Annotated in this window: 10 protein-coding genes and 2 pseudogenes; 5 read left to right on the top strand and 7 right to left on the bottom strand. The window is 66.3% G+C overall.

Going from position 1 to position 10699, the window contains the following annotated elements; all coding sequences use genetic code 11:
* Positions 1-367: 367 nt before the first annotated feature.
* Together ACIQIB_RS25405 and ACIQIB_RS25400 are read right to left on the bottom strand one after the other, a co-directional pair.
* Positions 368-943 carry an HD family hydrolase gene (locus ACIQIB_RS25405; RefSeq protein WP_400653554.1) on the bottom strand — a complete coding sequence of 192 codons (576 nt, stop codon included), beginning with the start codon at positions 941-943 and terminating at the stop codon, positions 368-370.
* The gene (locus ACIQIB_RS25400) at positions 940-2055 is read right to left on the bottom strand and encodes a helix-turn-helix domain-containing protein (RefSeq protein ID WP_400653553.1); all 1116 of its coding nucleotides are present in this window, start codon (positions 2053-2055) and stop codon (positions 940-942) included. The genes ACIQIB_RS25405 and ACIQIB_RS25400 overlap by 4 nt, the downstream gene beginning before the upstream one ends.
* A gap of 379 nt (positions 2056-2434) precedes the next feature.
* Here ACIQIB_RS25400 and ACIQIB_RS25395 point away from each other — a divergent pair, with 379 nt between their 5' ends.
* From ACIQIB_RS25395 to ACIQIB_RS25375, 5 genes are all read left to right on the top strand, one after another.
* Positions 2435-2641 carry a hypothetical protein gene (locus tag ACIQIB_RS25395; protein WP_400760799.1) on the top strand — a complete coding sequence of 69 codons (207 nt, stop codon included), beginning with the start codon at positions 2435-2437 and terminating at the stop codon, positions 2639-2641.
* Positions 2642-2690: 49 nt separating this feature from the next.
* Positions 2691-3830 carry a sugar-transfer associated ATP-grasp domain-containing protein gene (locus ACIQIB_RS25390; protein ID WP_400653550.1) on the top strand — a complete coding sequence of 380 codons (1140 nt, stop codon included), beginning with the start codon at positions 2691-2693 and terminating at the stop codon, positions 3828-3830.
* 2 nt (positions 3831-3832) lie between these two features.
* Entirely contained in the window at positions 3833-4735 is a 903-nt protein-coding gene (locus ACIQIB_RS25385; protein WP_363614613.1) for a hypothetical protein, read from the top strand.
* 125 nt (positions 4736-4860) lie between these two features.
* Entirely contained in the window at positions 4861-6246 is a 1386-nt protein-coding gene (gene cysS, locus ACIQIB_RS25380) for a cysteine--tRNA ligase (RefSeq protein WP_363614615.1), read from the top strand.
* Positions 6243-6836, top strand: a complete 594-nt coding sequence (locus ACIQIB_RS25375) for a 2OG-Fe(II) oxygenase (protein WP_363614616.1) — start codon at positions 6243-6245, stop codon at positions 6834-6836. The genes cysS and ACIQIB_RS25375 overlap by 4 nt, the downstream gene beginning before the upstream one ends.
* A 23-nt stretch (positions 6837-6859) precedes the next feature.
* On the opposite strand, the pseudogene ACIQIB_RS25370 reads toward ACIQIB_RS25375, so the two are convergent.
* The 5 genes and pseudogenes from ACIQIB_RS25370 to ACIQIB_RS25350 form a co-directional block, all read right to left on the bottom strand.
* Positions 6860-7099 (bottom strand): annotated as a pseudogene (locus ACIQIB_RS25370) (transposase); the annotation flags it as partial.
* A gap of 42 nt (positions 7100-7141) precedes the next feature.
* Entirely contained in the window at positions 7142-8425 is a 1284-nt protein-coding gene (locus ACIQIB_RS25365) for a hypothetical protein (protein ID WP_400653547.1), read from the bottom strand.
* Positions 8426-8804: 379 nt separating this feature from the next.
* Positions 8805-9275 carry a DUF6879 family protein gene (locus tag ACIQIB_RS25360; RefSeq protein WP_400760815.1) on the bottom strand — a complete coding sequence of 157 codons (471 nt, stop codon included), beginning with the start codon at positions 9273-9275 and terminating at the stop codon, positions 8805-8807.
* Between the two features lie 23 nt (positions 9276-9298).
* Complete coding sequence (locus ACIQIB_RS25355) at positions 9299-9508, bottom strand: hypothetical protein (protein WP_363614622.1); 210 nt, start codon at positions 9506-9508, stop codon at positions 9299-9301.
* Positions 9509-10038: 530 nt separating this feature from the next.
* A pseudogene (locus ACIQIB_RS25350) lies at positions 10039-10573 on the bottom strand (NUDIX domain-containing protein).
* Positions 10574-10699 lie beyond the last annotated feature (126 nt).

Raw genomic sequence — 10699 nt, 5'->3', positions numbered from 1 at the left:
ACTCGCACCGGCTGGCTGCCCTGAGCTTGACGCTCGGTTACATCCGAACCTTCCTCTCACCTGCTCGAATGCCCGAGCTGCTGGACGTACGCTTGACGTTTAACCTCGCAGGTCACCCGACCTGCTGATCTGCGGTTCTTCCTGAGACAGCGGAGACGGCCGTTCTCCACACTTCGAGATGTCGAGTCACGAAGCACGAGAGAACGGCCGCTGCCTATGAGTCTCCCTGTCGACGCGCCCGCAGGCCAGGTATTGGCTCTCCGGCTCGAAGAACAGACAGCGGGCCACACGTCACGATGTCGGAAAGACAGTCAAACGCGCCGAGACGATCAAGGAACACCAAGCCCGACGAGCATAAATTCCAAGCTCAGGCGAGGTAGGTCCTCTGCCACTCCAACGAGGTCATGGTGAGTGCCGCCTCAGCCAGCGTCCGGGCGGACTCGGTCTTGAGGCTGCCGAGGCTGCTGTCGATCCAGGGCTGCACGTTCTGGTACCCCTGCTCGCGGTACTCGACAGCTTGGATCAGGCATTCGAGCTTGTCGGCGTCGTGGGCCACGGTCACTTCGAGGCTCTCGGCGTTCTCGTACTCCTCGACGATCGCCTGGACGCCAGCGAGGACGGCCGGGTGCGCCGCACTGACCTGATCCTCGGTCACCTTCTCGTTGGACGAGGCAGTGAGGTAGCGCCGGCCGATGTGGGGAATGTCCCCGATCCGCGTCTCCTGGGTGTCGTGGAACGTGCAGAGCAGCGCCACCTTGGCCGGGTCGGCACCTTCCATCATCGCCAGCACGGCACCGACGACCGCCGTACGGAAGCTGTGCTCGGCGATGGTCTCCGGGTCCTTGACCCCGGCGATCCACCAACCGGACCGCTTGGCCCGCTTGAGCATCCCCATCTCCATCAGGAAGCTCGCCGTGCCCTGCGACTGCTTGTCGTCCGTCATCGCCGTCCTTCGGTGCGTTGGATCAGTTGCGTACTACCGAACCCGCCTATGCGCAGACCGTAGTGCACGGCCTCCAGCTCGCGGCGGGACTGCGTGGAAAGACTGCCCCCATCCAGGAGGAGCCGAACCCGCGTGCCCAGGTCCTCAGTCACATGCGGGTCGACGTCAAGCAGACCGCGCCTGGCGATCAGCAGCGACCAGATCGAGTGCACGTACAGGTCCGTGTACTCGGCTGCCCGATCGAGCCGGACGGCGAGCTGCCGTAACAGCCCAGACGCATCCCAAGCCGGCCGGCCGCGTTCTGCCATGAAGTTGTCGTCCGTTTGGGGACGGCCGTCCAGACCCAGCCAGTGGGCCCAGTAGTTGAGGTTCGCAGCCTCGGCATCATCGTTGTCGGTCAGGGACCGGGCGATGAAGTCCTGCAGCAGCTCCGGATCGCCCTGCCTGGCGAGAGCAGCAGCGACCGATCGCGCCTCCGCCCAACGGGGTGACCAGCCGGACACCGAGGCAGTCAGCCGGCCTCGGCGCCGGATCCCGTCGAACCACTCTGTGGCGTCCCAGTCACGGTCGTAGGAGGACAGGTAGAACACCTGCCGCCGCAGCAGGGCGGCATCCTCGGCATCCCGGTCGGCCAAGTCGGCGCTCTGGCGCAGGGTGTTGAAGAACCGCACACGGTCCGCCGCGCCGAGGAGAGGGGCAACGGCAACCGGGCCGCGACGCGCCGCCGGGATGTTCAGCTGGGCGGCCACCACTCCCGGGAGAACGCCGCTGACGGCCCAGCCGATCATGTGCGTGGTGTCCCGCGTCAAGACCCAGCCCGCGAGGGGGTGTTCTTCGACCGAGCCGGCACCGGTGCCGCTGCCCAGAATCTCGCCGAGGATGAAGTCGGCGTCCATCGCGAGGCTCAGCGCATCGACCAGCGCGGGCGGCGCCCCCAGGCGAATGAGCTTGCGCCGCATCGCAACGAGGTTGCCGGCCCTCGTTGCCGACAGCGGGCGACGCCCCGACTCCCAGCCCTGCAAGGTGCTCTTGTCGACGCCGAGGTCGGTGGCCAGCTCCTCCTGGGTGCGGGGGATCTGCTCACGTATGACCTTGAACAGGAAGCCGGCCACCAGGCCGTCCGGTCCGCGTTCAGGCGAACTGCGACTGCCAGTCAGTGTTTCTCCACGCCGCGATGACGTACGAGCAGGCATTCCCTGCGCCCCCTGGCCTCGATCGTCCGGGTAACTCGTACCGGCAGTCCGTCGAACCTCCGCGTCACTACCCGTAGTTTCATCGCTACGGCATCGCACGCGATGGGGGAAGCCTAGTTCCTGCACAGCTCCTCTGGTCTCGATCCGCGAGATGCCCACCGCTCCGAAGGAAATGAAGCCGGAACCTCCGGCTCCTGGGACCTTCGGAGCGGCCACCAGCCGGCGGTCCCGCCCCGTGAAAACCCCCGCCGGGGCGGGGCCGCCTTCAAGCCACCGAGGGGAGCCGAGGGCACCAGCCATGGACGCAGCCGTTAACCAGCACCGGGGTCGCCATCGTGGCGAGCACCGCGACCCCGTAGGAACAGCGCTCACCGCTCTGTGGGGCCTGGGACACATCGTCGCGCTCACGCTGCTCGGGATCGCCGCGCAGCATCAGCTCGGCACCGGGCACGAGACTGCGGCGCCGCCAGCGCGCTCCCTCCCCGACCACGAACCGGCCGCTTGAGGCGCGGCCAGCCCTCACCAGACCTCGCACGAGCGGAAGGAACGACGACATGAGGTTCAACCTGCGCGCCAACATGCTCGACGAGTTCTTCCGGGCCCGGATCGGCCCGAAGGTGACGGCCCCGCTGTGGGTCGCCCACCAACTGGAGAACACCGCAAACGTCTACTTGCCGACGTACCGGCAGACGGCCGACCGCAAGCCGATCTCCCGGATCGGCTTCGAGCTGGCAGCCCTCACCGCCCAGTGGCGCTGCCTGCCGTTCCACTACTTCCGGTACGAGCTCTACCGGACCGGAGTAGACCTCGCCTCGGCAGCGGCGTACGTGCCCGACACCGTCTTCTACAGCCGCCTGCTGCCCGCCGTGAACCGATCCGCCCTGCTCCTGGATGACAAGATCGCGTGCAAACGCATCCTCGGCGACGCGGGCGTCCCCCAGCCGCTACTCCTGATGACCGGCGAGCAGGGATCCTGGTTCGACCGGGTTGGGCGACCGGTGCCAGCCGACTCACCTGCTGCGGTGGACGCTGCCCTCGGCGGCATCGCCGAGGTGGTGATCAAGCCGGCCAGGCACACCAGCGGTGGCGCCGGCGTCCTCGTTCTCGACAACGAGGGCGGCGAACTCCTCCAGCAGGACGGCACGCCGTTCTCACTGGCCGCATACGGCGCAAGGTGGGGAGGGTGGCTGATCGAAGCGTTCGTCCGCCAGCACGACGAGCTCGCCGCGTTCAACCCCTACTCGCTCAACACCTTCCGGGTCATCACCCACCTCCACCCGGCGGACGGCCCACGGGTCCTGTACTGCCTGCTCAAGAGCAGCGCAGACACGGACGCCGTCGACAACGCCTGCAACGGCGGCCTGTACGTGCGGGTCGACACCGCCACCGGCATGCTCGACGACACCGCGCACACCACTTCGCTCACCCGCTACACCCACCACCCCGTCTCCGGCCTCGCCTTCGCCGGCCAGAAGATCAGCACCATCCGCCAGGTCGTCGAGGCCGCCGAGCGGGCCGCAGTCCACTTCCCCCGCACACCCGTCGTCGGCTGGGACATCGCCGTGGATCACGACGCCGAGGCGCTCATCATCGAGGGCAACAGCAGCCCGAGCCTGATGAACCTCCAGCGCACCCACGGCGGCCTGTCCCACACCCTTGGTAGGTCCTTGATCACCGACCACAGGAGGTCGTGAACGTGCGCCGCACACCGAACACCGCCCTCGAACTCGCCCGCGAGGCGATGTCCCCGCTGCTGACCCAATGGACGGCCAAGCCGGAAGTCCAGGCCCTGTACATCCTGTCGTCCAGCGCGGACTGCCCCGACAACCCGACGTGCTTCGACGAGGAGTCCGACTTCGATGTCGCCGTCGTCCTTGACGTCCCCTTGCGGGCTGCCGAGTGGCGCCCCCACCTCGCGGACACCTGTCAGCTGATCGCCGACCGCATCCCCGCATGGGTGCCCAGGTTCCTCTTCCGCCTCCCCGTCCCCTGGGGCTCCATGGAGGTCAACGTCCACCAGCTGATCTACCAGTACGAGTGCGACCCCAGGACCACCTGGCCCGGCGAGAAGTGCGACACCTATCTGCACAAGAGCCAGGTCCTCCACGACCGCGGCGGCTCGTTCCAGGAACTCATCCACCACAAAGCCCAGGCCGCCCGCACCCAGCTCGACCTGGAGCGCGAACGGCTCGCCAACCGGATCACCTGGGACGTGCGGGAGATGTCCCTGCGCCAGTCCCGCCGCCTCGGCCCCGAGGCCGGTCACTACCTGCTCAACCTCGCGGTGGACGAGGTGATCGACTGCATCTACGCCACCGCCGGCCAGTTCATCCCGAACAGGAAGTGGAAACTGACGCAGCTCGTCAGCCGCGGGTTCATCACCGTCGACCAGGCGGAGATCCTACGGGACGCGATCCGCTGCAACCCCAGCTGCCGGACCGACCTGGAGCGCCGAGTCGAGGCTCTGGAGAAGTTCTGCGCGAGCATCGACGGCTTCGTCACCGACGGTCCCGAGGCCCAACAGATCCGCAGCCACTACCAGCGCCGGCTGCAGCTGCGGGGATCGCGATGTGCGGACCCGGACGGAACGGCCTGGTAGCCGCTGCGCGATAGGCTTCGAGGCCCTGCCGAGACCGGACCGACGGCCAACCAAATCTGATTATCGGAAAGGCCGTTAGGCCGGTTTCGACGAACGACGGAGCACCGACCCGGGAGAGGTCCGAGATGGCGATCAGGCTGTACAACACGCTGACCAAGCGCAAAGAGGAATTCGTCACCATGACGCCCGGCGTGGTCAAGATGTTCGTCTGCGGCCCGACCGTTTACGGGCTCAGCCACATCGGCCACGCGAAGACGTACACCCAGTTCGACCTCGTCGCCCGCTACCTCAAGAAGCGCGGCTACCAGGTCACCTACGCCCAGAACCTCACCGACGTCGACGACAAGATCATCCGCAGGGCCGGCGAGCTGGGCATGGACCCCCGCGACCTCGCCGCCGAGTACGAGAAGCACTACCTCGACGACATGGCCGACCTGCACAACACCAACGTCGACGTCTTCGGCCGCGCCCACGACCACATCGACGAGATCGTCGCCCAGGTCCAGCAGCTCATCGAGCACGGCCACGCCTACCAACTCGACGACGGCTGGTACTACGACCTGACCACCTTCCCCGGCTACGGCAAGCTCTCCGGTCGAACCGAGGTCAAGGCCGAGGACTCACTCGCCCGCGTGGACGAGAACGATCGGAAGCACAACCCCGGCGACTTTGCCCTCTGGAAGGCCCGCAAGCCCGGCGAGCCCTACTGGTCTACCGCCCTCGGCGAAGGCCGGCCCGGCTGGCACATCGAGGACACCGCCATCACCGAAGCCCTCTTCGGCCCCCAGTACGACCTCCACGGCGGCGCCGTGGACCTCATCTTCCCGCACCATGAAGCCGAGATCGCCCAGATGGAAGCCGCCTCCGGACTCGACCCCCTCGCCCGCTACTGGATGCACACCGGCCTGCTGCGCGTCGACGGCGCGAAGATGTCCAAGAGCACCGGCAACTTCCTGACCATCCGCGACATCCTCAAGACTGCGGACTTCCGCACCCTGCGGTACGCCTTTCTCAGCCAGCACTACCGCTCCTCGATGGAGCTGAACGACACCACGCTCGAACAGGCCCGGGCCGCCCGCCGCCGGGTGGAGAACTTCGCCCGCCTGATCGACCGTTCGCACAACGAGAGCCCCGCGAGCACCGCCCTGGCGCGAGAGGCCCGCGACGCGGCCTTCGAGCGACTGGACGACGACATCGACACCCCTGGTGCGCTCGCCGTCCTCTTCGACTACATCCGCGAGCAGAACCGGCGCGAGGAGCCTCCGGGCGCCACCGCTCTGGCCCTGCTCCAGGAACTCGACGAACTCTTCGACGCCTTCGACCTCGACGAGCGCACCACGGCCGACGCCGAGATCGAGGCCCTGCTCGCCCGCCGGCGCGAACTGCGTCAGGCCCGCAACTTCGAGGAGGCCGACGAGATCCGCAAGACCCTGCAGCAACGGGGGATCGTCATCGAAGACACCCCCGACACAACCCGATGGTGGTTCACACAAGAGGTGACATCCGTATGACCTCAGCATCCTGGAACACGCTCGGCCCGCTCATCGTCGACAACGCCCTGCCCGCCGTCCTGTGCGAGGAACTGCTCCGGCACTTCGAGCACAGCACCCAGCGTCCCCGCAGCTACCAGGGCGTCATCGACGAGACCCTCCGCAAGTGCAAGTACGTCGAGGTCCCCGAACGCCTCGCCAACCTCGTCATGGCCGCCGTTTCGCCGCACATCGATGCCTTCTTCGGCGTCGACACCTACCCCGTCCCCGGCCAGCCGACCGTGATCTACCGGTACGGGCCCGGAGTCGGCTTCGTCACGCACCACGACGAGGTCACCGAGACGGAACTCGAACGGGCCGCCACCAACGGCCAGCCCGTCATCGGCGGCGACCTCACCACCGTGCTGTTTCTCAGCGGACCCGACGAGTACGGCGGCGGGGCCCTCTACTTTGAGGAGCCCCCGCTTGACCTCCGCCCCGCCAAGGGAGCACTCGTCGCCTTCCCAGCCACCCGCGACTTCATGCACGGCGTCCGCCCCATAACCGGCGGCGCCCGGTACTCCCTACTGACCCGCAGACTTGTGAAGGGCACAGCGCGGTTCGCGGGCTGAGAAAGTGTTGGGTAATCGGGTGATCACTCGTTCTTGAGGCCGTCGGTGAGGCGGCGGGCTGCTTCGGTCTCGATCGGGCCGCGTGGTTCGATCTCCTCGCCGGCGAGGCGGGCGGCCATGAGTCGGATCATGGCGACCTTGATCATCGCCCCGGCGTGTGCGGTCTTGCGCTCGTAGTCCCGTGCCAACCGTCTGCACCGTCCCAGCCAGGAGAATGTCCGCTCGACCACCCACCTGCGGGGCAACACCTGGAAGCCTTTCACATCCGCGTTGTGCGGCACCGCGACGATTTTCAGGCTCTCGTGTCAGCTGTCCTCTCCCAGGTAGCTCAGGGCTTGGCGGAAGTCATCGAGAGCGGCCTCGAACTCGCCGGTGGCGGTGTGGAAAGTCGATCGGTCTATCAGGATCTCGGCCAGCGTTCGGGTTCCGTCTGCCGGATCGTGCTGACACAGCCGGCGGGCCAGCTCCACTCCGTCATCGAACAAGGGGCGTACTCGCTCCGCGAACAGGTGGGTGCGGTGCTCCCAGTAGACAGCAGAACGGACGGTGAGGACCCGATGTACCCGGACCAGTTCGGCCAGATATTGGTCCGGATCTCGGGTGGCTCGTGAGACAAGGGCGCCCACCTCTTCACGCAGAGTGATACGGCTGTCGAAGTAGTGCCGCTTGGCATCGGGGGACCACTGCATGGGCGCCGCCCCCGAAGGCGGACACGGTCCACCGGACGTCAACCGCTCACTGTCGGCACCGGAAAAGGGCAGCAGAACCGCCCAGTAGGACGCCTGATAGCCACTCCAGGACTTGCGCTCACCGGTGGCGGCCAACTCCGTTAGCAAGGCGAGTGCCTCTTGCCGTACGGTGGCCGCCTGCTCACCGCGGCCGCAAGTGTCGAGCATCTGTGCATACCCGATCAGCGAGTAGAGATGGCAGGCCATCGGGCCGCGGTCGTTCGAGGCCTCGACCGCTTGCATTCCAACAAGTTTCTCGAACGCGCCGATTGCTTCGCCGGACCGGCCGGCGTCATCGAGAGCGGCTATCCACTCCAGGAGTGACCAGGCGAGACCCCCGTCGCCGGGCCCGTGAGGCAGGATCGCCTCGACCAACTCAGTCAGGGCATCGGCAGCCTCGACATAGCGGCCATCCTCGGAGAGACCGGCCGCCCAGCCACGCAGCCCCTTGACCTCGGGGTCTCGGGATAGTTCGGCCTGCGCACGGCCGATGGCGAGCATCTCGGCGCGCATGGCGAGCCCTTCGGCACGGCGGCCCAGGGTGTACAGCTCTCTCTGGCACGTGTCGAGTGCCCCGTACAGAAGATCCGCACGAGCAGGTTCGACCGGATCGATGGCCCGCGCCGCAGCCACCGCCTCCTCACACAGAGCGAGACAGGCTGGATGCCGCTCGCCCGAGCCGGAGTTGTAGCTCAGGCGTTGCAGGGCCAGGACCAGGCGGGGCAGATAAGCAACGGGGCTGACCTGGGCGAGCACCCGGTAGGCATCAACTTCCTCGTGTGGAGTGCGGCGCCCCGACGCTAGCAGCATGACCTGCGCCCGCACGATGTCGTCCTGATCGATTTTCCCCGAGTGGTTCATAACGGAGATTCTGGGCGTCTCGGAGAGGCCCGAACAAGCCTGGTGACATGTGCCATTCGCCCTACGCAAAAACCTTCTGACCTGTCATGATGAGTGTGTCATCGCCTTTCCGGGGTTCGGCGAACTGCGGGTGCCGATACGCATCTCGCGGTAGGTCACGGTTCCGGGCAGTTGGAGTGGCGCCACGATCCGCGCAGCGACCACCGGGTGAAGCAGTGCCTTCACCTCCCTGCGGACAGCCCCGCGCCAGACGAGTTCCGTACGCTGCAACGAGATCCGGTCCGTCTCGGTGATGGTGAGAGGCCGGCTCGCTTGCAAAGCTCTTTCAATGTCGCAGCCAGTTCTTGCTTGGCTTGGCCCAGCTGCTCGGGATGGAGCGTCACGACCCGGCATACTCCAGAAACGGGACGGACTCCGAAATGGCGATTCGCTGGTACTCGATGAACCGATCAGGTGCGCCGTCGAACAGCTCGCGACTGATCTGCGTCCCGTCCGCCCTGTAGCTCATGAGAACGACTTTGGACTTGTCGAACATCCAGAAGTCTTGTGCGCTTGACAGCGGGTTTTCCCGGTCGGTCACATCGAGGATGCGAATATCCTCACCGGCCTTGACGTGATGTCGATAGTAATACTCGAACTCGAACCGAAGATAGTCGGAAAGGGGCTGCGTCACAATATGAACGCGCCCGACTCTCCTTCCTTCGCTCTCCCATTGCCGCACTTCGTCCATCCACCCCGACTGATAGCCGTCGGGGGACTTCTCTCCTGACAGGAAGCGATCGAGTTTCTCCGCTTCCTGCGGCATGGCGTAGGTGGGGAGTGTCTCCAACCTCCACGCCTCGAACCGCATGGAGTCGAAGCACTGTTCAAGCGTCACCAGCCAAGAGCACGGAATGCCTCCCGCAGTACGCTCTCGGGGATCTCGACCAGGCCTTCGCCCTCGGACGGAGTGAAAACGCCGGACAGGTCGCCCTGAACCACGAACGAGCCCGTCTCCGTCCGGTAGACGTTGGGGCAGTCCTTCTCCCCGCACTCCCCGCTGCCACTGCCGGTGAGCCGGGTAAGCGATGTACGTGCCGACATGTCAGACCCCCTTGTTTCAGAACAGGTTGACCAACCAACGGCCACGCTAGGGGGGGCGGGGAGCCTGGGCGTCCATGCGTAGACGGGACTATGCGCGTCATTGACTAATGATCATGACATTGGCCCGTGGTGCGCGGCTGGTTCGCTCCACATCCGGCCGATCGCTTGCCGTATCGACCCGACTGCCGCAGAGACGCGGCACGCCAGGTGCCTCCGGAAACAGGGTTTGCGCTCACAGCAGTCGGCCTGGGCGACCACGAACGTGCTGGTACGCAAGGACGCGTCAGCCTGGAGGCCGACGGCCACCGCAAGGGTGGCCGTCGGCACAGACAGCGAGGCATAGAACCCGAGACGCTCACCGAAGCCTGCGAAGTGAGCGCTGAGCTCGTCGGCGCCTGCCAGAACCGGGCCATCGCGCCCCGCGAGAGCTGACTGACCCTGCTACGGAGTTCCGCCACCTACTCAGGCCCTACCGGGGCAACGCCTCGGTAGCGACGTTGGCCGACCGAATCACCAGCGCGGCCAGCTGATCAAAGACCGGCCTCGTCCAGCAGCAGGTAGAGCACGCCCACGAGCGTGCCACTGCTGACGATCTCGCGACGGTCGATCATGCCGCGCAGTTCGGACAGGTGAATCCACTCGATCCGGTCGGACTCGTTGCGCTCGGTCGGCGGTCCCACGTACTCGACGGCATCGGCCCGGAAGACGAAGTGTTCGGAGTCGGTGATCCCGTTCGCCGGCTGGGCGTAGATCAGCGGCTTGACGTCACCGACCTTCCAGCCGGTCTCCTCCAACGCCTCACGGGCCGCCGCCTCCGCCGGGGTCTCATCCGGCTCGACCAGCCCCATCGGGAGTTCCCAGGCCCAGGTGTCGGTGATGAAGCGGTGCCGCCACATCATGAGCACCTGCTTCTCGCTGTTCACGACGGCAGCCACGGCCAGGTGCCGCAGCTTGACCACGTGATACTCCCAGCGGCGCCCGTCAGGCTGCTCGACGTCGGTCAGCCACAGGTTCACCCATGGGTTCTCGTAGATCGGAACGTTCCCCATGGATCTTCCACTGCATCGCTGCGGCCCCTCTCGACGGACCTTCAGCATGTCAGATGCGGCAGCCCGGGCAAGCAGGTTCCAACAAGTTTGCGTCACACTGACGAATAGTGGCATCTTGCTCGCAGCAGTTGAGCCAAAGCGC

Origin of the sequence: Kitasatospora sp. NPDC092286 (assembly GCF_044755565.1) — a bacterium.
Classification (GTDB): domain Bacteria; phylum Actinomycetota; class Actinomycetes; order Streptomycetales; family Streptomycetaceae; genus Kitasatospora.
This window is presented reverse-complemented; position numbering and strand designations above follow the sequence as displayed.

Coding starts and splice junctions, on each gene's coding strand:
- ACIQIB_RS25375 (WP_363614616.1), top strand. CDS start 6,243: ATGACCTCAGCATCCTGGAACACGCTCGGCCCGCTCATCGTCGACAAC.
- ACIQIB_RS25390 (WP_400653550.1), top strand. CDS start 2,691: ATGAGGTTCAACCTGCGCGCCAACATGCTCGACGAGTTCTTCCGGGCC.
- ACIQIB_RS25355 (WP_363614622.1), bottom strand. CDS start 9,508: ATGTCGGCACGTACATCGCTTACCCGGCTCACCGGCAGTGGCAGCGGG.
- ACIQIB_RS25365 (WP_400653547.1), bottom strand. CDS start 8,425: ATGAACCACTCGGGGAAAATCGATCAGGACGACATCGTGCGGGCGCAG.
- ACIQIB_RS25405 (WP_400653554.1), bottom strand. CDS start 943: ATGACGGACGACAAGCAGTCGCAGGGCACGGCGAGCTTCCTGATGGAG.
- ACIQIB_RS25395 (WP_400760799.1), top strand. CDS start 2,435: ATGGACGCAGCCGTTAACCAGCACCGGGGTCGCCATCGTGGCGAGCAC.
- cysS (WP_363614615.1), top strand. CDS start 4,861: ATGGCGATCAGGCTGTACAACACGCTGACCAAGCGCAAAGAGGAATTC.
- ACIQIB_RS25360 (WP_400760815.1), bottom strand. CDS start 9,275: ATGCGGTTCGAGGCGTGGAGGTTGGAGACACTCCCCACCTACGCCATG.